Genomic DNA, 20585 nt, shown 5'->3' with positions numbered 1-20585 from the left:
ACCGGCTCAATCTGCGGACTGTAGTGTGTGAGCGGGGTTTGGGACAAGAGAGGTGAAGAGATGGAGCGTTGAACTGACCTTTATGAGCTCGCCGTCCTCGTTGCGTCGGTGTGTGGTGCAGGAATTATCTCGTACGTTTACAATTGTCCAACCTTAAACTTGGGGACTGAAAAACGCAGGGCGAACCCGGAATTTCGAGCGATTCGTCACCCGTTCAATAGGAGCACCAATGCGGGAGTATCGTGTACACGACTATTATTATTTGTTTCAAGTACTCGACGGCGCAATTCAGATCCAAAGAAAGCTCGGTTGGGGAGATTACCTTCGGGGAACCGTTGAAAATTGCATGCGTTACACTGAGCGATTGCAGCTTTCAATAACTCATGCACACTTGCAGTCAGCAAGGCAGCGACTCGGGAATGGTGTTGTCGGTGACGAGCACTTTGAAGGGATCCTCTTGCATATTAAATCTGCAAGAAACTCACTGATGCATGAGACAGAAAGATTGAATGTGGCGGTGCTCAACGACGATGCGATATCGGCGCGTGTGAAAAATCTGACTCAGATCATCGGCCACAACGCGTTTTACCTCGAAATGCTTCAGTGCCTTCGGGTGGAGGCGTTTAGGGCGACAATCGTAAATGCGTGGGCACTTTGCATGGACTATTTGCAGGGTTGGATCGTCAATCGGCGCCTCCAAGAGTTCAATGCAGACTTAACCAAAGTTAAAGATCGAAAAGGCAAGTTCTATTCTCCCGTCACGGAGAAAGCGGATTTCTGGACGGGCAATTACCCGAACGAACGACTAGTAATTGACAAAATTAGACCGTTCATCGGCGACCCAATCCATCGTCGCATTGTCCTTGCGCTCGACGAGCGCAATGAGTTCGCCCATGCAAATGGATCACAGCTTGATCTCGACAAGACAAGAGGATATGTCTCGCAGATCATCGACGTGATTGAACAACTTGATAAACGGTCATGACGGTTCAACGAAAAAAGCTCCAAACCCTTGCGGTTTGGAGCTTCAAAAGTGGGCAATACAGGACTCGAACCTGTGACCTCTACCGTGTGAAGGTAGCGCGCTAGCCAGCTGTGCCAATTGCCCGTGTGGGTCCCAATTTACGGCGAATTCGCCGTCGCGTCAATCGTCTCTCCGGCAGGAACTTACCGCTTCGGGGGAACGCCGAGCGATTTGCCGCCGTCGATGGCGATTGCGGTGCCGGTGATCATCCGGGCGGCGTCCGACAGCAGGTACAACACCGAGGCCGCGACTTCCTCCGGCGTCACCATGCGTCCCTGGGCGGCTGCCAGCGGACTGGCGGCGATGAACGACTGAGCCGTCGCCTCGGAATCCTCGGCTGCTGCCAGGTCGGCGTTGATGATTCCAGTATCTTTGACAGGCCCCGGGCAGATGCAGTTCGCGCGAATATTGTCTTTCGACAGACAGAGTGCGACCGATTTCGTCAGGCTGACCAGGCTCATCTTGCTGATCGAATAGACCGGATCGTGAGCTCGCGGCAGCAGCCCGGCATTGCTGGCGATATTGACGATGTCGCCGCCGCCCCGCTTCCGGAAGTGCGGCAGCACGGCCTGAATCGCGAAGAAGGCCGCCTTCACGTTTGTGTTCAGCGTGCGGTCCCAGTCTTTCTCGGCGATCTCGCTGATGTCCCCCACATGATTGACGCCGGCGTTGTTCACGAGTGCATGAATCTCGCCGTGCCGGGCCGCCGTGTCGATGAGTCCCTGCAGATGGGACACATCGGTCACATCGAGCAGCAGATGTTCTTTCCAGTTGGGGATCTCCTTCGTCCCAGAGGGCCGCGGATGCAGATCGCAGGTGACGACCTGCCAGCCCTCTTCAGCCAGCAGCTGCGCGGTCGCCAGTCCGATCCCACTGGCTGCTCCGGTGACAATGGCGACTCGATTGCTCATGAGTGACTCGTTCAACAATGGGTAAGGTTTCAGGGGTGGCCGCGATAGCTCCGCTATCGGGGCGGCGCAGCCGTGGGAGGCTGCCGTTTGACGCAGGTGGGGCCTTAAGTCGTTACCACACAGCAGTCCCCTCGCCCCCGCCGGGGGAGAGGGTTAGGGTGAGGGGGAATGCGGGGTCCATGCTTCGCGGGCCGTTGATTTCAACTTCCATGGAACATCGCTGATTCAGCGGCTGCGTCGAATCTTTCGGAGTGACCCTTTCGGACAGCATGCCCACGCGAGCGTGGGCATGGCACCCGTCGTACTTAGTCGACCTGGACGGGGTGCAATAGCTTGTGCATCTGTTCTTCTTCGTGGTTCTCCGGCGTGGCGACGTACTCTCCGGTTTTGATTCGCTTGTCGACTTCTTCGCCGTTGATGCTGGCGAGCAGGGTTTTCACGGCCTGATAGCCCATCGTGACCGGATCCTGCAGGACGATTCCGGTGACGTTCCCCTGTTCGAGGGCGTTGATCAGATCCGGGTTCGGGTCGAAGGCGACGAACTTCACTTCGCCGAGCAGGTTGAGTTCCCGCAGAGCGCCGAGGGTGCCGGTCGCGTTCGGTTCGCAGACGGCGAAGACGCCGTCGACTTCATCGCGGTACTTGTCGAGGACTTCGGTCGCTTTCTCCAGCGACGACTCGGGCGTGGTGCCGGCGTACTGGTCGGACGAGATGACCTTGATGTCCGGATAGTCGGCTTTGAGCTTGTCGAGGAAACCTTCTTCCCGCTGTTCGGTGCTTTCGCTGCCGGGGTTGTAGCGGAACATGACGACTTCGCCTTTACCGTCGAGCGACTCGGCCAGGCGTTCGGCGGCAAGCTGGCCGCCGCGGTAGTTGTCGGTGGCGACATAGCTGACGATCGACGATTCATCGGCCAGGCCGGAATCGAAGATCACGACCGGAATGTCTTCTTCCGAGGCGTGCAGCACGCTGTCGATGAGGGCGGAGGAATCGAGCGGAGCCAGCACGATGCCGTCGACATCTTTGACGATGAAATCTTCAACGACGCTGATCTGTCCGTCGCGGTCGTTTTCGAGCAGCGGGCCTTTCCAGATGATTTCCGCATTGCCCGCTTCCTCGGCGGCCTGACGGGCGCCGGCGTGGACCGACTTCCAGAATTCGTGGGTGGTTCCCTTGGGAATGACGGCGATCTGAAGTTTGTCGCCGCCGGAACCGGCTTCGCCCTGGGGAGTCGGATTGTTATTGCAGCCGGCCATCAGCATGGCCAGTGCGCAGAGAGCAAGAATGCGAGTGAGCACGGAACGTCCCTCTTTGGATGTGTAACATGATGTGATCTGGTGAGCCTTCACGATACTCATAAGTGAATTCGCATTCCAGTTACGTTCCACTGGAGAGAACGGATTCCCAGAGAGCACGGTGCTCCGACGCGGCTCGTTGCAGCGAGAACTGCTCGCGGATTCGTGCCGCGGCTCGCTCGGCCAGTTGACTTCGCAGGTTGGCGTCGGCCATCACCTGTTGACAGGCCGTGGCGAGGGCAGCCGGATCATCGGGCGGGACGAGCAGAGCGGTGTCGTCGAGCATTTCCCGCGACCCGCCGACATCGGTGGCGACGATCGCCGTTCGCGTGATCGCGGCTTCCAGGAGGACGCGCCCGAACGGCTCCTGACGAGCCGGGTGGATCAGCAGATCGGTCTGAGGCAGAATGCCGAGGACATCGCTGCGGGTTCCCAGCCAGTGAACCCGAGCGGTCAACTCGTGTTGATGAACGGCGGCCTGCAGGGACTCGAAGTAGTCGCGACTCTCCTGTTTACCCGAAAAGCGTTCGCCGATGATCAGAAACTGCCAGTCAGGATGAGCGACCGCGATCTTCGGCAACGCAGCGATGAGCGTATCATGTCCTTTGCGAAGCCCGATCTGACCGATCGTCGCCGCGAGTTTCGTTTCGGGACCACAGCCGATCTCCTTGCGAATATCGCAGGGTGTTTCTTCGCTCACCGGATCGATGCCGTTGTAGATGCGGACGATCTGCGAGGGTTCCACGCCGAGTTTCAGATAGTAATCGCAAACGAAACCGGAAACGGCGATCAGACGATCGAGAGAACTGAGATCCCGGATTGCGGTCTTCGACAGCTTCATCACATCGCGGAGATGAGCCGTGACGGGGAGATCGAACTGATCGCGATGTCGTCCGAGGAAGCGACCGAGCGTTACACTGTTCGCGTGGAGGAGATCGAAACGTTTCCCCTCGATGAGCGGCTGGAGTTCGCGGAGCAGTTCTTCATCGCTGCGGCGGACACCCGCTTCCGTTCGCACAGAGAAGGGGAGGTGCTGCAGGTCTCGTGTTTCAAGCAACGTCTGCAGTTCGCCGCCGGGTGGGGCGAGAATGGAAAACTCGATCTGCTCCCGTAATTGCCCGGCGACCGACAGGAGCGAGCGTTCCCCGCCGAGAGCGGTGGGAAACTCCATCATCGTCAGCACGCGGAGTCGTTGGGGTTCCATAGTGCTAGGAACTGGACCGGCTCGGCACCGGCAGAGAGGCCGAGTCGTTGGTCGAGACGAGCGGGAAGCGAATGGTGAAGGTCGTCCCCTTGCCGAGTTCGCTGTCGACGGTGATGGTTCCCGAGAAGAACTGGCAGAGGTGCTTCACAATCGCCAGACCGAGACCGGTGCCGCCCGCGTCGCGCGATCGAGCCGAGTCGACACGATAGAACCGCTCGAAGACCCGTTTCAGATGATTCGGTTCGATGCCGACTCCGGTATCGGAAACCGTAATCGCGACCTCATCGCCATCCGCCCACCACGCCACCTGAGCCTGTCCCCCAGCCGGGGTGTAATTGAGGGCGTTATCGAGCAGGTTATTGACGATCGTGCGGACGCCATCGAGATCGGCTTTGACGAGCAGTTCCTCGATGGTCGGTTTGGCCACGATGGTGATCTGGCGAGCCCGGGCGACTGACTGGTGTTCGTCGATCGCTTCCTGAATCGGCACGCCGATGTCGATCTCTTCGAGCCGGAAGGCGTCTTCTTCCGATTCGATCTTGGCCAGCTCCATCAGGTCGATAATCAGCTTATGCAGCCGGTCGGCGTGATCGGTGATCTGGCTGAGGAAGTGCACCGCGTGCTTCGGATCTTCAATGGCTCCATCGGCCAGTGTTTCGGTGCAGGCCTGAATGGCGGCAAGCGGCGTCTTGAGTTCGTGTCCGACGTTGGAGACGAACTCGGAGCGGATCCGTTCGAGGCGGCGAAGTTCGGTGACATCGTGCAGCACGAGCACGACGCCGGGACACGGTTCGCCCGGCAGCCGGGAGGCGATGAAGGCAACGCGACTCTGGGAACGCGGGAGTTCGATTTCCCGTTTGAGTTGATACTGATCGGCGAGCACATCGCGAACGACATTCTGAACGTCGGTGTTCCGCAGCACTTCCCAGTACGGGCGTCCGACAACACGGCGGCCGACGAAGTCGATCATCTTGAACGCGGCATCGTTGGCGAACAGAATGCGATCGGCGGAATCGACAGCGATCACGCCCTCGATCATTCCGCCGAGAACGGTCGCCAGTCGTTCGCTGTTCTCCCGAAGCTGGTGGCCCTGTTGTTGAAGCTCCGCGATATGAGCTGCCAGTTCGCGACTCATTTCATTGAAGGCTTCTGCCAATGTCGCCAGTTCGTCCTTGCTGTCGATCGAAACCGACTGCGACCAGCGTCCGTCGGCAATCGCCTGGGCGGCCTGCGTCAGTTCTTCAACCGGCTTGATGATCCGCGACACGACGATCAGCGAAAGAGCGACACCGATCAGGCAGACGGCTGTCGCGATGGCCCAGACCAGATGGGACAGCGTTTGCAGTTGAGACTGAAGCTCTGCCCGAGAGGCTTCCATCTGCAGGTAGCCGATGGTCTCGCCATTTTCGACGAGACGGCGGACGGTCAACTGATACGGACCCCGCTCTCCGTTGCCGACCATCCGTGAGGTCACATCGAGATCGGCGTTCAGCTGATCGTGGAGAGAGCTGAGGCGAATCTCGCCGCGCGATTCCTCGTCGACGGTGGTTGCGACAAGTTCCTGATCGGCATCGAACAGATGATGGCGATTCCCCCGCGAGGTCGCGATGTGATAGAACGGATCGGTCGGCCGCAGTTCCCGGTCGCCAAGAATGCGTTCCCGGCCCGATTCGGCGAGGATTTCCGAAAGGTCTTCGGTCTCGGCCTGAAAGCGATCTTCAATGATCTGCCGGTAGCCCCGGAACACCGTGAACGACAACCCGAGCGTACACAGCACGATGACAGCCACGTGCGTGGAAAAGATACGCCAGAAGAAACGGGAACTACACATCGCCAGAGTCGATTGCTGCATGACTACGCGGTTGTTCGTTCCTGCAGAGAGCCGGACGAACGTCCGTTGATTCTCTTATACCGTGATGTTGATCTGTTCTGCAGAGCAGACGGTCGCAGAGTTGCAGTCTTGATCAAAAATTCATCGACCGGCTGCGTCGCGACCGCATTCAATGCGGATAGTGCCCGAATACAAGGTAGGCGACGTTGAAGTAAATGATCACGCCAATCACATCGACCATGGCGGCGATCAGCGGGGTCGACATATAAGCCGGGTCGGCATCGAACGACTGCACGATGATCGGCAGTGCCGCGCCGGTGACGGCAGCCATAACCACGACTAAAAGCACGGTGAGTGAGACGACCGTCGCGGGGTACAGACTCCCGGTCAGCAGCCAGGCACAGAAGAACGAGATAAAGGCGACGGAACCTCCGAGAATTCCACTCAGAGCCAGCTCGCGCGAAAGAATCCGCACGGCATCGGCTCGCTTGGTGCGCGAGTGTTCCCGGGCCAGTGCGGAGATCACCAGAGCAGCCGACTGCGAACCCGCGTTGCCGCCACTGGCCAGAACCAGCGGCAGGAACATGATGATCCAGCTCTGTTCGCCGGACCCTTCAAAGAACTGCAGCACCCACGCGGTGAGAACAGCCGCTCCGAGGAGAAAGAACAGCCAGACGCCCCGCTTCTGAGCGAGGATCAACACCGAGGTCGAGAGGTACGAGTCTTCGAGTGGTTCGACGGCTGCCAGACGATGCTGGTCTTCCTCGGCTTCTTCGCGAAGGACGTCGGCGGCATCGTCGTGTGTGACGATCCCGACCAGCCGCTGTTCGCTATCGACAACCGGAATCGCGATGAAGCCATAGCGGTTGAGTTCATTGGCGACGAACTCGTCATCATCGTCGACGCGGACCGAGATGACGTCCTGCTGCATGATGTCGACAAGCAACTGATTCGGCTTGGCCAGAATCAGTTTGCGCATCGAGAGGAAGCCAAGCAGTCGCCGCTTATCGTCGATGATGTAGATGTAGTAAATCGTCTCTCGATCGGGAGCCTGAACGCGCAGTCGCTCGAATGCGTCGCGGACGGTGATGTCCTTCGGCAGCGAGGCGTACTCGGTTGTCATGATCGAACCGGCCGAGCCTTCCGGATACGAGAGCAGTTTCCGGATGTCGGCCCGCTCCGCCTGGGCGATCAACGGAAGTAGCGTTTCAACCTGTCCAGGATCAAGACACTCCAGCAGGTCGACGCGGTCATCCGCGGCCATCTCTTCAATCAGGCGACTCAGCGACGATCGGTCCATCTGTCCGACCAGCAGTACCTGGAAGGGGAGCGGCAGATAGCCGAAAATCTCGGCTCGACGCTCGAGATTGACCTTGGACAGAACGAGCAGAGCTTCGGCGGGCGTGAGTTCGGCCAGTAACTCGGCGGAGACAGCGGGAATGAGAACTTCGCAGAACTCTTTCATCGCCTGCTCGTCGTTCTCGATCAGCATCAAGCGCAAATCCGGCAGGAGAAGCGTGTTGTACATGCTGAAGTCCTTCCCTACTCAACTGGTCCCATCGGAGGAGCGTTCGATCAGACGGGGAGGACCGACCGAGCCGGTGCGGTTCCCCTGGTGACTGCGAGAATGTCCGGAATGCAGTCCAGATACAACAAATCCCCGACGGATTGGTCGGGGATTTGTCGGTCGTGAATTGAGTTGTCCAGCGGGATCGCCTGGCGTAATGCCAGAGTCGATTAACGCTTGGAGAACTGGAAGCTGCGGCGGGCTTTGGCCAGACCGTACTTCTTACGTTCGACCATTCGGTCGTCGCGGGTCAGGAAGCCGCCTTCGGCCAGTGTCGGATGATAGCTTTCGTTCTTGGCCTGCAGAGCACGAGCGATGCCGAGAACAACGGCTCCGGTCTGACCGGTCAGTCCACCACCATGAACTTTGACCCAGATGTCGACCTTCTTATCTTCATCGACAGCCTTCAGCGGGGCGAGCACCATCTTGCGGTCCCGTTCGAGACAGAAGAACTCTTCCATTTCGCGACCGTTAACGGTGAACTTGCCACTGCCTTCTTTCAGGCGAACGCGAGCGACGGCTGTCTTGCGGCGACCGGTGCCGATCGCGGTCCCGAACTTGTCGATACGACCACGAATGGTCGGAGCAACGTATTCTTTGGGCTCTTCGCCAACTTCTTCCGAACCGGCTTCCGCAGCGCCGCCGAGAGTCAGCTGAGGAACGTCTTCGGTTCCCTGCTCACCGGCTTCTCCGGTCTGTGCAACCGTTTCCGGTTCCTTGCCTTCCGCGGAGTTGTGCAGTTCGCTGGCGGCGGACGGCTCGCTGGCGGTCGACTGTTCTTCGCTGGCAGCCGACTGTTCTTCGCCGGCAGTCGCCTGCTCGTCGTTGGCAGCGGACAGCTGTTCGTTGTCATCTTGAGGTTGATCGGTACTCATACGGATCTCTTCCGAATCTCTGACTGCTTATATGGAGACGATATATTCTGAGGCGGAACCGGGCGGCGAGCCCGGTCGATCGTGATCTCAACTACTTCTTGCAGCGGGTCAGCAGGTGCTCGGGAAGAGCCTGCGGCTGCTGAGCCTGATGCGGATGCTCGCTGGTCGTGTACAACTTGAGACGATCAAGCATCTTGCGGGCCAGCTTGTTCTTCGGCAGCATCCGGCGAACGGCTTCTTCGAGGATCTTCTCGGGATGCTTCTCCAGCATTTGCTCGCCCGTGGTCACTTTGCGACCGCTCGGGTAACCCGTGTAGTGCTGGTATTCCTTCTCCGCCATCTTGGTGGTGAAGTTCGGGTGCGATTCGTGAGCGGCTTCCGGACCGGTGAACCGGACCTTGTCGGCATTGGTCACGATCACGAAATCGCCCGTATTCACGTGCGGCGTGTACGTAGCCTTATGCTTACCCATCAGCACCATTGCGATCGCAGACGCAAAACGACCGACCACCTGGCCTTCGCCATCGATGTAATACCACTGCGGTTCGAAGGTTTCGTTCTTCGCGACCGATGTCCGCTGAACAATCTCTACTGCCATTTTGACCACTTCGCTATGGGAGATCTACACCGCCACCTCATGGTGGCAAGATATTACCGCCACCTGATGGTGGAAAAATATACGGCCCACCTGCCCGAACAAGCAACCGGCAGGGGAAATTCACTGATTCTGCATTGGAACGACACAGGATAACGACTGCCCAATCAATGATCAATGCAGCCATCCGCGGATTTTTCGAGCAAATCCGGGCTGATTACTGATCGGCGTTCGGCTGGGGCGGACTATTCACGAATCCTGACCTGAGCGAAAGAACCTCAGAGTCGACGACCGGATCTTTCGCTTCAGAAGCCACGCAGGGCGCACGCTTCCGTGCACAGAAGTGTTATCGCTGTTTCTTCCGCCGGATGCCACCGGCTTTGCCAGTGCTTTCAGAAAATAGAGGCCATTGGGGCCCCCACACCGGCGAAGTCAGTGTCATCCGATCTCAGGATGACGTTATCCCTGTTTATTTCGCGGCAGCCGATCCCCGGTTTCCCGGTCAAACTCGTCCGGGCGGCGTTCCGTCGGAACTTCGTCGGCAGTTTCCTCCACCCACTGATTCAGTCGCTCCCGATGCTTTTCGAGCTGGCCCTGATACTTCGGGTCATCGGCCAGATTATTCAGCTCGTGCGGATCGTTGAGCACATCGTACAGTTCTTCACCCGGACGGGGTGTCTCGAACGCGAAGTCCTGGTGCTCATTCAGCTCGTGCTTCGCGTGCAGTTCGCGCATTTTCTGGAACGTAACGCTCTTCACGGCATCAGCCGGCGGCATTTGGGGAATATCGGTGTACTCGGTCCTGATGTAATTGAAGTAAAGTGAGTGGCAGGACCGCTGATGGTCGTCGTAGTCGTGCCAGTTGTGCTCGGCGAAAATGTACTCGCGGACCGGAACCGTCGGATCCTTGAACAGGGGCAGGATCGAAACGCCCTGAAAAGTCTCGCTGACTTCGACACCGGCTGCCTTACAGAAGCTCGGAGCCAGATCGACGGTACTTACGAGCTGTTCGCAGGTGCTGCCCGGCTTGATCTGTCCCGGCCAGCGGGCGATGAACGGCGTCTTGACGCCGCTGTTGTAGATCGTCGTTTTGCAGCGGGGGAACGGGCGGCCGTTGTCGCTAATGAAGATGATCAGCGTGTTGTCGGCCTGCTTCAGTTTTTCGAGCGCCGTCATCACCTTGCCGACGTAGTGATCGAGCCGGGAAATTTCGTCGTAATACAGGGCCAGATCTTCCCGAACTTCAGGAACGTCTGGCAGATAGGGCGGAACGATCACATCCGAAGACGTGTGGGGTTCGGGAATTGTGTTCGGTTGGTAGCCGCGATGCGGATCGAACGAAGCCAGCCAGAGGAAGAACGGTTTATCCTTCGGAGCCTCCTCGATCGCCTTCACCCATTCCCCGGCTCCGCCGGATTCTTTCGGCCCTGTTCCGTAGATCAGATCAAAACGGGTTTCCGTCGTCTTTCGAGGATGCAGCTTCCCGGCCAGCGCGGTGTGATAGCCGGATTCGCGAAGCAGTTCGACAAAGGTGAGCTGATCGGCCGGCAGTTCGTTGTGCAGCTGATGTGCTCCGCCGGTCGAATGCGGATAACGGCCAGTGATGATGCTCGACCGGCTCGGGCTGCATGAACTGCAGGTGAGGTAAGCATTGTCGAACCGCATGCCCTGGCTGGCGAGCAGACTCAGGTGCGGCGTTTTGATGTTCGGATGGCCGTAGACACTGCAGTCGTTCCATGCCATGTCATCGGCAATGATCAGCACGATGTTGGGACGTTGAGCCTCATCGGCAGATGCGGGAATGGCGAAAAGTGCCAGGACAATCAGAGCCAGGAATCGCAACAGCATCGGCAGATCCTTCTGGGAGAGTTCGCGAATCGGAGATAGTGAAAGCGGAAAGTCACGCAGATCAGGGATAGAACCACGATCGTTCTTCCGGCGTGGGCAGCCGGCAGGCAGACTTCTTGCCGAAGATTCGATATCGGATTCGAGCCACGAACCGATAACCCACATCTCGCAGCGGCTTCGGAATCAGCCACAGCAGAGTTCCCAGCATACTCCACACACCGCCCAGTTCCCAGAGCACGCGCACGACGGCTGAGGATTTCCGGAAGGTCTGACCATTTTTCACAAAAACGACACTCCGCAGATGCTCGACATCATCCGGCGTCGCAATCTGAGCGGCGGTCTCTCCCTGCAGCGGAGCGAAACGAAAGACGTGCCGCCGGTCGCGGGCGACAATGAAATCGACAAACGAATTGCACATCCCGCAAACTCCGTCAAAGAGGAGCAGGGGGTGCGTCGTGGTGTCTATCTCGGCTGTAGCCTGAGTCATATCGGTTTCCGTTCGAAGAGGCGGCTTTCCTCGATTATAGCTCGAACCTCGGCGAAGTGTGTGAAACCCGCACGACCCGTTGGGTGGCCCGGCCATTTCGGCGGCCGGGTGACGCCGCCCTCAAAGTCAGCGCCTTTGCAAAGCCGGGGTGGTCCCGAAAGATTTTTTCGGTGCAGCGGACTCTGGAGATCAAAAGCGAATCTCTTGCCGACTCCGCAGCCACGCTGTCGGCTTTACGGGAAGAGCTCGCCACGCATCGTTTTGCTTTCGTGGCGAATGAGTCCGTCGATGAGCACCCCGACGTTGCGGGAAGCACTATCGGCAACGTTGATCACCTCCTGCCCGGAGGTCGGCGTGAGCGCATCTGGGAGGCAGACGTTTGTGACTGTCGAAAGTCCCACAACACGCATGCCGGCGTGTATCGCCACGAGCGTCTCGGGCACGGTCGACATTCCGACAACGTCGCCGCCAATGGCCCGGAAGAAGCGATACTCGGCTCGAGTTTCGTAGTTGGGCCCCTTCACTCCAACATACACCCCGCGATCGGCGGAGATATTCTGCTGCCGCGCCAGGTCGAGGGCTTTCTCAATGAGCGGGGGATCGTACGGGCTGCTCATGTCTGGATAACGCGGCCCGAGTTGATCGTCGTTCCAGCCGGCGAGCGGATTATCGCCCATCAGGTTGATGTGATCATCGAGAACAATAATCTGCCCGGGATGATGCTGCGGATGCATCCCGCCACTGGCACTGGTAATAATCAGCAGATCGATGCCCAGCGCATGCAGCACACGCACGGGAAAGGTGATCTCCTGAAGCGTGTAACCTTCATAGAAATGCAGCCGTCCCTGCAGAGCCACGACATCGGTCTGATGCCACTTGCCGCAGATCAGCTTGCCGGCATGCCCCAGGGCGGTGGACGGAACGAAGTGCGGAAGCTCTTCGAACGTGAACGTCTCGGCTGGCTCCATGCGTTCGATGAGCTTACCGAGTCCGGTTCCGCAGATGATGCCGATTCTCGGTTCACGGCTCCAGCGGCTACGAATGTAGCCCACTGTTTCATCGATTCGTTCACACAATCCGTGCATGCTGCTCTCGGATCTCCACTGAGGTTGACTGACTATGTCCGATAAGGGGCGGCTGCATCGACGAACTTTCTCGCCTGAGCCTCGATCGCGCCGAAGTCGCGATCTTTGAGCCACTGCTTGTTGAGCAGGGCGCTGCCAATGCCCACCGCACAGGCTCCCGCTTCGAAGAAGTCGGCGATCGTGTCGAGTTCAACGCCACCAGTCGGCATCAGACGAATCTGAGGCAGCGGACCGCGCAGATTCTTCAGATACTTCGGGCCGATCGGATCGGACGGGAACACCTTGACGATATCGGCTCCCGACTGCCAGGCGTGAATGATCTCGGTCGGAGTGAATGCACCGGGGGCCACCGGCTTACCGTATCGCTTTGCCGTCTGAATGATTGAAACGTCGGTGTGTGGCGAGACGATGAAGTCGGCTCCCGCCAGAATGACCATGCGGGCGGTCTCGGCATCCAGGACCGTCCCCGCGCCCAGCGCCACATCTTTCGGCAACTGCTTCCGCGCTTCGGCGAGAATTTCCAGCGCGTTGGGAACGGTCATCGTAATCTCAAGGGAGCGGATCCCGACGGCTGCGATGGCCTGGCAGAGATCGACGAGCAGTTCCGAGGACTCGACTCTCAGAATGGCGACGATGCGTTCCGTCAGCAGCTTATGCAGGATTTCGGCGTGATTCATAAGAGGGATTCCTCGAGGTTCCGTAGACGAGTTCGAGTGGGCCAGCGGTGAACTCCCGCAGCATACAGGCTGCAGAAGCGTTTCGGAATCGTCTGCGCGTTTCGATGCCTTGCGATGCAAATGACCATTACGCGAACTGCTGAGATCAATCAGAAACTCGCGCGACTCCTGACTGGTATGGTGATTTCCCGGAATTGATTGACTACCATGAAGACAACGCGGCCCGAGTCCTCGCAGGCTGCGATAATCATCGAAGGACGACGGGAACTGGTTGCAGTCTATGGCGGAACGGGAAGCATCACTGCTTGTCATCGAAGGAGCCGATCAGGGAACCCGCTTTCTCCTGAACGGATCGATGAATCTTGGCCGGGGCAGCCAGAATCCGATTCGGATTCTCGACACCGAAGCCTCGCGCGTGCACGCCTGCGTCAAACCGCAGGATGATGGCTGGCTGCTCGAAGACCTCAACAGCTCGAACGGCACCTATCTGAACGGCCGCAAGGTGAAGTCGGCCTTTCTGGAATCGGGTGATCAGATTCGTCTCGGCCGCAGCACCCTGCTGTTTGCCACCGGTGTGTCGGACCGGTCGTCTGTGGCTTATGTCGATCTGGTGGGCGGCAGCTCTCACGAAGAACACTCCCAAATCATCCGGACCTTCTCCCCCACGCAGCCAGCTCCGGGCCGTGCCGCCTCATCGTCCGATCAACTGCTTCCCAACGACGTCCTGCACGTGATGGGAGAGATCGCCGAACAAGCCGTGCGACCTTCCATAACGCTGTCGGAACTGCTCGAACGTGTGCTGCGGATGATCCTCAAAACGATCCATGCCGATCGCGGCTGCATCCTGCTGATCGACAGTGAAACCGGCATGATCGTCCCGCAGGCTTCGGTCAGCTCCATCGTTCCGGATTCAAAACAGGCCGCGGTCCAGGCCCGAATGCCGGTCTCGAAGACGATTGTCGATTACGTCATCAAGTCCGGAAAATCCGTCCGTTCGACCGATCCGCAACACGACGTCCGGTTTGATCCCGGGCAAAGCATTCTTCAGGCCGGCGTGAAGGAAGCTCTCTGCGTGCCGATGCAGGGACGGATCGCATTGCTCGGGGCGATCTATCTCGATGTCACCGAGGTGGAGCGGCGTTCCCGCTCGCAGGAGAAAGAATCGCAGCATCTGACGGACGAAAAACTGCGGCTGCTCACGGCCGTGGCCCGGCAGTGTGCACTCGCCATCGAAAATTTTCGCTACCAGCAGTCTCTGGTCGACGCCGAACGACTTGCCGCCATCGGACAGACGATCGCCACACTCAGCCATCATATCAAGAACATTCTGCAGGGCGTCCGCGGTGGAAGTTACCTCATTGATCTCGGGCTGAAGCAAAACGACAGCGAGCTGATCCTGAAAGGATGGGGGCTCGTCGAAAAGAACCAGGACAAGATCTATCACCTCGTGATGGACATGCTCACCTTCAGCAAAGAGCGGACTCCAACGATCGAGTTTGCGGACGCCAATGAAGTGGTCAGTGATGTCTGCGAACTGATGGAGCAGCACGCCAGCGAATACGGCGTCAAGATTATCTATGCACCTGACGAACAGATGCCAAGTTCCTCATTCGACCCGGAAGCCATTCATCGAGCCGTGCTGAACATCGTGACGAACGCCATCGATGCCGCGGAGAGCTCGGAAAACACCGGCGAAGTCCACGTCGAGACAATCTTCGATGCCGAACAGGACCAGTTGCTCGTTCGTGTCACTGATAACGGCCCCGGAATTTCGCCGGAAGTTCAGAGCACGTTGTTTAACGTGTTCGAATCGACCAAGGGAACTCGCGGCACCGGGATCGGTCTGGCGGTGAGTCGCAAGATCATGCGGGAGCATGGCGGCGACATTCTCGTCGACAATGTGCCAGATGGTGGAGCCCAGTTCGTTCTACACTGGCCATTTTCCAGCGAAGTCACATCCGAACCGGCCGGGTCTCGAACAATCGCGGATATCGATTAAAAACCACGCTCTCATTCCGAATGGACCGATCTCATGAACCCACGAGTTTTCACGGCAGCGGCGTTCTGTGCCTTCGGCTTCCTGGCGACGCATCTCTGCGGCGAAGAGCGGATTGAGACCCCACTGGCCGAGAAGGGGCAGTCTCTGCTCGCCGATGATTTTGAACGGCAGGAACTGGGACAGTGGAAAGTCATCCTCCCCAGCTTTCGGATTGAAGACGGCGAACTCGTCGCCAGCCAGGACCGAGCCGATCACGGATCTGTGGGTCGGGTTTACCTGCCGATGACGAACGTCGTCATGTCGTTCCGATTCAACCTGGTCGACTCGTGGGGCTTCAATGTCGTTTTCGATGACAAGAACTACAAGGGTTCTCACGCCGGTCACATCGCCCGAGTCGCCATCACGCCGAAACAAATTCGCCTCGGCGACGACAAAGAAGGCATCATGCGAAACGACATCTTCGCGATGCGACGCGATCCGAAGCAGAAAGCGGCCGCAGACAAACTGCTCGAAGGCCGCGGCTCCAACGTCAAGATCGACGTCGCCAAAGGAGAGTGGCACGAAATGACGATCGAACTCCTGGGCGACGAAATGCGGGTCAGCCTCAACGGCAAAGCCATCGGCCACCTCCAGTCCTCCGGCCTGGCCCACCCGACCAAAGAAAGCGTCCACTTCACAGTCAACGGCAGGGAAGTCCGCTTCGACGACGTGCAAATCTGGGAAGCGAAGCCGGCTCGGTAACGGTCGGGTCGTCCAAAAAATCGGCAAAAACCTTGTGAGATTCCGGGTTTCGGAATCGTTTTCAGGACATACCCAACCTGAAAACGAACTTCCGAGGGGCCGCTATGAAATTCTCACGTTCGCCACGCCGCTTTCACCGACTTGCAGGTCGCACCTCTGTTCTGGCGACAGCGGAGATCTGCGAAGCACGTTGTTTGCTGACGAATTACTCGCTTGGCGCGTTGACTGCCGACGTTGAACGGAGCGGATCGATTGGCACACGATTCAATCAGACGTCCGACAACTACTCGTTCACGCTCAATGAAGATCGCTACATCACGTTCGATGTCTCGATCACTTCCCATTCTTCGTCGCTCACATCCCTGAGCTTTCGCTACCAGCATCAGGCGATCGGCGCGGAAAATGGAGGATTCAGTATTCCCGTCTCTGCAGGGAATGAGTCGATGACGTTCATCTTGCCAGCCGGCCAGTATTCTGCCTCGATCACAGGAGGCAATTACAACCAGGGGCGATCGGCGACGTACGATTTCGGAATCACGCTCGGGGCGGTTGTTGATGATCCAGATCCTGAATGCGTCGACGATAGTCACGACAGCATCGGATCAGCTGGGGCTCCTCGATACCTTGATGCAGACGATCCCTACTCGTTGAGTGATTCTGTCTGCGGCGTGGATCCGATTGACTACTTTCAGTTTCGGTCGCGAGCAAACGGTCGCCTTCAGGTTGATCTGACGGATCTGACCGCTAATGCCAATGTTTTCATTGAGAACGCCTTCGGCACAGTACTGGCTTCGTCGTCGCCAGCCGACACTTCGAGTAAACAAGTGAACCTGGATGGTGTCGAAAATGGCGACGCGCTATACATTCGCGTGGAAAGAGTGGGAGAGGTTTCGACCGATTACAATTTGACCGTCGAACTCATCGAGTCAACGCCGCCCGGACAGCCCGATCTCGTCGGGAGTTATCTGTCCATACCAACAGGAAGCTATGGGCCTGGCGATTCCTTTGATATTACCTATCGCGTTCGGAACGCAGGCTCTGCTTCAGTAGGCAGTTTCGCCGTTCGATTTTATCTCTCACGAGATGCACTGATTAACCCGAACGACTTCTTCGAGTTCAACCTTGGCGAAGTCACACATCCAGGAATCGCGTCCGGGACCACTGCCGGAACGCGAACGCTACGTGTCACGCTGCCACCGGCCAGTAACGCGATCTACAACGACAATACGGTCTACTACATTGGAATGGTCTTAGACCCTTACGTCCTGATCGACGAATCGAACGAGTTAAACAATGCCAACGTCGGAAACAGTACCGACCGCTCTACAGTTTCGATCCCCTCGGTCTCGCCCCAAAGCGGGCCGCGTACTCAGATTCTTGGCTTCGCCAACGGGCGCTGGTGGGGCAGTGGGGACGATGGGAGTGGCAGCTATCAGAACTTCGAGATCACCGGGCTGCCGGCTGTCGAGCCGCGGTTGACGCTCACGGGCGACTTCAACGGCAACGGGCGGGATGATCTCGCGATCTGGTTGCCGAACGGGGAATGGCATGTCGCCAGTGTCGCTGCAAATGGGACGGTCAGTGTCAGTCATTGGACAACGTGGCGGACCACCAACGTCAAAGAGATTCACGTCGGCGACTTCAATGATGACGGGCGGGACGATTTGATCGGCCTGTTCAAACAGGGAAGCCGAAACCGCGGCCGCTGGTGGGCCGGGCTGTCGACCGGTTCGAAGTTTCTGAATCGATCGTGGGGCGACTACGGGAACTACTCCGGCATCGCCAGTGTGCAGGTTGGCAACTTCGACGGCGTGAAAGGGGACGACCTGACCATTATCGCGACTTCGGGCGTGCTCTGGATGTACAAGACGAGCAACTCCCGCTTTCAGTACCTCAACGCGGGACGCTGGTCGATGTCCGGAGGCTTGAGTCATGCTCAGACCGGCGACTTCAATGGCGACAATCGCCTCGATGTCGTCGGCATTCTCGGCAGTGGAGCAACCAGAAGGATTCAGGTCGCCAAATCGATCGGGCCGGCCAACGGCTTTGCCTCAGGCAACTGGTCGAACGTCACGGTCTCTCAGTCGCTGGACGGAGTTGTCGTCGGCGACTTCGATGCCGATGGCCGGGACGATGTCGGAATTCTGCTCAACGGGACAAAGGTCTGGTTCGGCGATTCAAACGGGCAGAAGTTTGCCCTCCAATATCTGACCGACTGGTCGGCAGCCGCTGGAGGCATCAGCCATCTGGCTGCGGGAGACACCAATGGCGATGGCCGAGCCGACGTGTTCGGTCGCCTGGCCAGCGGATACTGGCGGTCTCTGGAGACAAGCAGCACCGGCGTAACTGATCGACAACTGAGCTACTGGGGAACCGGGGTGACGTGGAGCCAGGTTCAAACTGGGTACTTCACGAATACACCTCCAGCTCCGGCGGATCCTCGATCGGGGGGAACGGCGACTTCGAAGCCTTCCGACAACTCCACGAATACGGCGAGCGTGAACACATCTCGGTGGAATGGCGGCAGTGACGAGCCGGCTGACTTCGCGACCCAGGCGAACGAAGAGCGTCCGGCGTATTCAATAACAGGCGATCCACGAGGCAGTCTGCTGAACGAATTCGCCGAGGACATGCTGGCAGATCTGCTTGCCGGACTGGCGATTACGCCGTAAATCATCCAGGCGTCGTCGATCGGGAACGATAACCCCCGATCAGAAAATCCGCGGCGACGCGCAGGTCGAGCCGCGGTTTTTCTTTTTGAACCGTGCCCTCATTGCCGGGCCGGAAAACCAGAAAGCCCGCGAGTCGCAAGGGACGCGCGGGCTTTCTTTCGAGCGGAGAGAGGGGGATTCGAACCCCCGGTCCCGTTTCCAGGACACAGCATTTCCAGTGCTGCACAATCGGCCGCTCTGCCATCTCTCCGTGTGAGAACGCGGACACGCCTGAGCGATCGGCGTTCACCGTTTCTCAGTCGGAAACGGGCTCTCTCTCAGCAACGGTTTTATTCGTCGCTGGATTCTTCGCTTTCGACGACCTGACCACGAGTTTCGAGGTCGCGAGCCGCCTCGATCCGGGTCTGGATCTTTCTGCACGAGGCATTCAGAGCCCGCCAGCGAGGATTCTTTCGGAAATCCTTCTCTTCTACACCTTGAGAAGCAAGTTCTTTTTGCCACAGTTCTCGCGAATTCTCAGCGAGTTTCAAGGAACGTTCCAGTCGATCCGGCTTCAGGGGCATGACAATATTCCCATCGTCACAAAATATGGTTTCAGGAGCCGCCCTGCGGAAAATTTCCGACAAGCAGGGCCATTGCAGAGCGGGAATGGCACCTGCGAGGATGTCATTCCCGGCTTGATTCGATTGATTACCGGCAAGACCCGAGGCTCCAGCCGGGTGGGCATTTTGGCGATCCGGAGCCGGAGAATCAAGTCAATCGCCGGGAAACCTTCCCAAGTCGTCTGCTATCAATGGCTTGGGGGAGGTTTGTTATAAGAATTGCACACGATTAAGGCCGCTTTACAACGCGGATCGGTCTGTGTTACCAGTACCGTCCCTCCTGAAAGCTCTCCCGAGCTCCCCCTCCGGATCTGCTCTCCTGTCAGCAGCATCCTCCCCCTCCCTCCTCATGCCAGGAAGATTTCGATGAAATCGATCGTCAGCAGCCTGCTGATTGTAACTCTCTGTCTGTCCACAGGTTGCACGCAGCAACTCGGCATGCGGAACATGTTCAAAGAGAGCTTTGCCAGCCTCAAACCCGACGGCAAGGCCGACTACGATGACGGTACCGACGATGCGGAAGAAGAATGGATCGAGGAAGCCGGCGTCGAAGCCCGGGGCGATCGTCCCATGGAAAAAGACAACGATCCGTTTCGCGACCTGCTGATGTCGCCGAAAGCCCGCAGCATTGAGCGGAATCTCGGTATCGAATAACAGCGGGACGAGAAACTACTCGAAATCGTCCGACGATTCGTCGGCTTCGTCGGAACCCGTGTCGGTCTGCGAACGGGTCGGAGTCGCTTCGGACCGTCGAAAGACAGCCACGACATCTTCGACCGGCACGACGAACAGCAGGTTATCCGACTCGAAATCGACCGGAATGGCGTTCTTCGGGTGGAACAGGACCTTGTCGTATTTGTTGACGGGAAACTCGTCGTCGTTCTCCACTTCCAGGCTGACCGCGACGACTCGTCCAGTGATTGTCGGGATTTCCGCCTGGTCTGGCAGAACAATACCACCGCGCGTTTTCTGGCGCGGCTCGTCTTTGCGGATGAGGAGTCGTGGTCCGAGTGGTTCAACAAATTCAGTCATAGTTCGCTCCCGTGAGCAGGAGTCTCTTCGAGGGGTAACGTCTTCAGGTGATTCGATTCCCGCGGCTGTGAATGCCGCCGTTCTGCGGAAATTATTGCAGCCAACGCGTAATCGGAAAGGCCAACCGCCGCAACGCACCT

General features: G+C 58.1%; 18 protein-coding genes and 2 tRNA genes. 5 read left to right on the top strand and 15 right to left on the bottom strand.

The window, feature by feature from the left end; all coding sequences use genetic code 11:
• The first annotated feature begins 229 nt into the window (after positions 1-229).
• Positions 230-985, top strand: coding sequence for a hypothetical protein (locus L1A08_RS13250; RefSeq protein ID WP_238756910.1), 756 nt, complete (start codon positions 230-232; stop codon positions 983-985).
• 49 nt (positions 986-1034) lie between these two features.
• Here the strand turns inward: L1A08_RS13250 and L1A08_RS13245 are convergent.
• The 12 genes from L1A08_RS13245 to L1A08_RS13190 form a co-directional block, all read right to left on the bottom strand.
• Positions 1035-1108 (bottom strand) — tRNA-Val (locus L1A08_RS13245).
• A gap of 59 nt (positions 1109-1167) precedes the next feature.
• On the bottom strand, positions 1168-1935 hold the full coding sequence (locus L1A08_RS13240) for an SDR family NAD(P)-dependent oxidoreductase (protein WP_238756908.1): 768 nt from the start codon (positions 1933-1935) through the stop codon (positions 1168-1170).
• Positions 1936-2240: 305 nt separating this feature from the next.
• A complete protein-coding gene (locus L1A08_RS13235) occupies positions 2241-3293 on the bottom strand; it encodes an ABC transporter substrate-binding protein (protein WP_238756906.1) in 1053 nt (350 codons plus the stop codon).
• 19 nt (positions 3294-3312) lie between these two features.
• Positions 3313-4434, bottom strand: a complete 1122-nt coding sequence (locus tag L1A08_RS13230) for a glycosyltransferase family 4 protein (protein WP_238756905.1) — start codon at positions 4432-4434, stop codon at positions 3313-3315.
• Between the two features lie 4 nt (positions 4435-4438).
• On the bottom strand, positions 4439-6286 hold the full coding sequence (locus tag L1A08_RS13225; RefSeq protein ID WP_238756903.1) for a HAMP domain-containing sensor histidine kinase: 1848 nt from the start codon (positions 6284-6286) through the stop codon (positions 4439-4441).
• A 148-nt stretch (positions 6287-6434) separates the two neighbouring features.
• On the bottom strand, positions 6435-7793 hold the full coding sequence (mgtE, locus tag L1A08_RS13220; protein WP_238756902.1) for a magnesium transporter: 1359 nt from the start codon (positions 7791-7793) through the stop codon (positions 6435-6437).
• A 209-nt stretch (positions 7794-8002) separates the two neighbouring features.
• Positions 8003-8707, bottom strand: coding sequence for a 30S ribosomal protein S9 (gene rpsI / locus L1A08_RS22995; protein WP_390896883.1), 705 nt, complete (start codon positions 8705-8707; stop codon positions 8003-8005).
• A 91-nt stretch (positions 8708-8798) separates the two neighbouring features.
• Entirely contained in the window at positions 8799-9305 is a 507-nt protein-coding gene (gene rplM, locus L1A08_RS13210; RefSeq protein ID WP_238756900.1) for a 50S ribosomal protein L13, read from the bottom strand.
• Positions 9306-9761: 456 nt separating this feature from the next.
• On the bottom strand, positions 9762-11150 hold the full coding sequence (locus L1A08_RS13205; RefSeq protein WP_238756898.1) for a sulfatase family protein: 1389 nt from the start codon (positions 11148-11150) through the stop codon (positions 9762-9764).
• Between the two features lie 61 nt (positions 11151-11211).
• Positions 11212-11637 carry a thiol-disulfide oxidoreductase DCC family protein gene (locus L1A08_RS13200; RefSeq protein WP_261362875.1) on the bottom strand — a complete coding sequence of 142 codons (426 nt, stop codon included), beginning with the start codon at positions 11635-11637 and terminating at the stop codon, positions 11212-11214.
• 233 nt (positions 11638-11870) lie between these two features.
• Positions 11871-12722, bottom strand: a complete 852-nt coding sequence (locus tag L1A08_RS13195; RefSeq protein WP_238756895.1) for a purine-nucleoside phosphorylase — start codon at positions 12720-12722, stop codon at positions 11871-11873.
• Between the two features lie 32 nt (positions 12723-12754).
• Positions 12755-13399: a bifunctional 4-hydroxy-2-oxoglutarate aldolase/2-dehydro-3-deoxy-phosphogluconate aldolase gene (locus L1A08_RS13190; protein ID WP_238756893.1), complete on the bottom strand. Its 645-nt coding sequence runs from the start codon at positions 13397-13399 to the stop codon at positions 12755-12757.
• Between the two features lie 280 nt (positions 13400-13679).
• Between L1A08_RS13190 and L1A08_RS13185 the strand changes: the two genes are divergently transcribed.
• The 3 genes from L1A08_RS13185 to L1A08_RS13175 all read left to right on the top strand — a co-directional run bounded on the left by L1A08_RS13185 (position 13680) and on the right by L1A08_RS13175 (position 18811).
• Positions 13680-15398: an ATP-binding protein gene (locus L1A08_RS13185; protein ID WP_238756892.1), complete on the top strand. Its 1719-nt coding sequence runs from the start codon at positions 13680-13682 to the stop codon at positions 15396-15398.
• 33 nt (positions 15399-15431) lie between these two features.
• Positions 15432-16139, top strand: a complete 708-nt coding sequence (locus L1A08_RS13180; RefSeq protein ID WP_238756891.1) for a family 16 glycoside hydrolase — start codon at positions 15432-15434, stop codon at positions 16137-16139.
• A gap of 104 nt (positions 16140-16243) precedes the next feature.
• On the top strand, positions 16244-18811 hold the full coding sequence (locus L1A08_RS13175; RefSeq protein ID WP_238756890.1) for a CARDB domain-containing protein: 2568 nt from the start codon (positions 16244-16246) through the stop codon (positions 18809-18811).
• A 163-nt stretch (positions 18812-18974) separates the two neighbouring features.
• Here L1A08_RS13175 and L1A08_RS13170 read toward each other — a convergent pair.
• Positions 18975-19061, bottom strand: a tRNA-Ser gene (locus L1A08_RS13170).
• A 79-nt stretch (positions 19062-19140) separates the two neighbouring features.
• On the bottom strand, positions 19141-19374 hold the full coding sequence (locus L1A08_RS13165) for a hypothetical protein (protein ID WP_238756889.1): 234 nt from the start codon (positions 19372-19374) through the stop codon (positions 19141-19143).
• 405 nt (positions 19375-19779) lie between these two features.
• On the opposite strand from L1A08_RS13165, the gene L1A08_RS13160 reads away from it, so the two are divergent.
• Positions 19780-20067 carry a hypothetical protein gene (locus L1A08_RS13160; protein ID WP_238756887.1) on the top strand — a complete coding sequence of 96 codons (288 nt, stop codon included), beginning with the start codon at positions 19780-19782 and terminating at the stop codon, positions 20065-20067.
• 15 nt (positions 20068-20082) lie between these two features.
• Here L1A08_RS13160 and L1A08_RS13155 read toward each other — a convergent pair whose 3' ends face one another.
• Entirely contained in the window at positions 20083-20445 is a 363-nt protein-coding gene (locus L1A08_RS13155; protein ID WP_238756885.1) for a co-chaperone GroES, read from the bottom strand.
• Positions 20446-20585: the final 140 nt, after the last annotated feature.

It is taken from the genome of Rubinisphaera margarita (assembly GCF_022267515.1).
In the GTDB taxonomy this organism is placed as follows: Bacteria; Planctomycetota; Planctomycetia; order Planctomycetales; family Planctomycetaceae; genus Rubinisphaera; species Rubinisphaera margarita.
Note: the sequence above shows the minus strand (reverse complement) of the source record. Positions and strands in the feature narration are given on the sequence as shown.

Bases quoted from the DNA above. Each gene is read 5' to 3' on its own strand.
- L1A08_RS13240 (WP_238756908.1), bottom strand. From the start codon at position 1,935: ATGAGCAATCGAGTCGCCATTGTCACCGGAGCAGCCAGTGGGATCGGA.
- L1A08_RS13165 (WP_238756889.1), bottom strand. From the start codon at position 19,374: ATGCCCCTGAAGCCGGATCGACTGGAACGTTCCTTGAAACTCGCTGAG.
- L1A08_RS13235 (WP_238756906.1), bottom strand. From the start codon at position 3,293: ATGAGTATCGTGAAGGCTCACCAGATCACATCATGTTACACATCCAAA.
- L1A08_RS13195 (WP_238756895.1), bottom strand. From the start codon at position 12,722: ATGCACGGATTGTGTGAACGAATCGATGAAACAGTGGGCTACATTCGT.
- rpsI (WP_390896883.1), bottom strand. From the start codon at position 8,707: ATGAGTACCGATCAACCTCAAGATGACAACGAACAGCTGTCCGCTGCC.
- L1A08_RS13190 (WP_238756893.1), bottom strand. From the start codon at position 13,399: ATGAATCACGCCGAAATCCTGCATAAGCTGCTGACGGAACGCATCGTC.
- L1A08_RS13160 (WP_238756887.1), top strand. From the start codon at position 19,780: ATGAAATCGATCGTCAGCAGCCTGCTGATTGTAACTCTCTGTCTGTCC.
- L1A08_RS13185 (WP_238756892.1), top strand. From the start codon at position 13,680: ATGGCGGAACGGGAAGCATCACTGCTTGTCATCGAAGGAGCCGATCAG.
- mgtE (WP_238756902.1), bottom strand. From the start codon at position 7,793: ATGTACAACACGCTTCTCCTGCCGGATTTGCGCTTGATGCTGATCGAG.
- L1A08_RS13200 (WP_261362875.1), bottom strand. From the start codon at position 11,637: ATGACTCAGGCTACAGCCGAGATAGACACCACGACGCACCCCCTGCTC.
- L1A08_RS13180 (WP_238756891.1), top strand. From the start codon at position 15,432: ATGAACCCACGAGTTTTCACGGCAGCGGCGTTCTGTGCCTTCGGCTTC.
- rplM (WP_238756900.1), bottom strand. From the start codon at position 9,305: ATGGCAGTAGAGATTGTTCAGCGGACATCGGTCGCGAAGAACGAAACC.
- L1A08_RS13250 (WP_238756910.1), top strand. From the start codon at position 230: ATGCGGGAGTATCGTGTACACGACTATTATTATTTGTTTCAAGTACTC.
- L1A08_RS13205 (WP_238756898.1), bottom strand. From the start codon at position 11,150: ATGCTGTTGCGATTCCTGGCTCTGATTGTCCTGGCACTTTTCGCCATT.
- L1A08_RS13225 (WP_238756903.1), bottom strand. From the start codon at position 6,286: ATGCAGCAATCGACTCTGGCGATGTGTAGTTCCCGTTTCTTCTGGCGT.
- L1A08_RS13175 (WP_238756890.1), top strand. From the start codon at position 16,244: ATGAAATTCTCACGTTCGCCACGCCGCTTTCACCGACTTGCAGGTCGC.
- L1A08_RS13230 (WP_238756905.1), bottom strand. From the start codon at position 4,434: ATGGAACCCCAACGACTCCGCGTGCTGACGATGATGGAGTTTCCCACC.
- L1A08_RS13155 (WP_238756885.1), bottom strand. From the start codon at position 20,445: ATGACTGAATTTGTTGAACCACTCGGACCACGACTCCTCATCCGCAAA.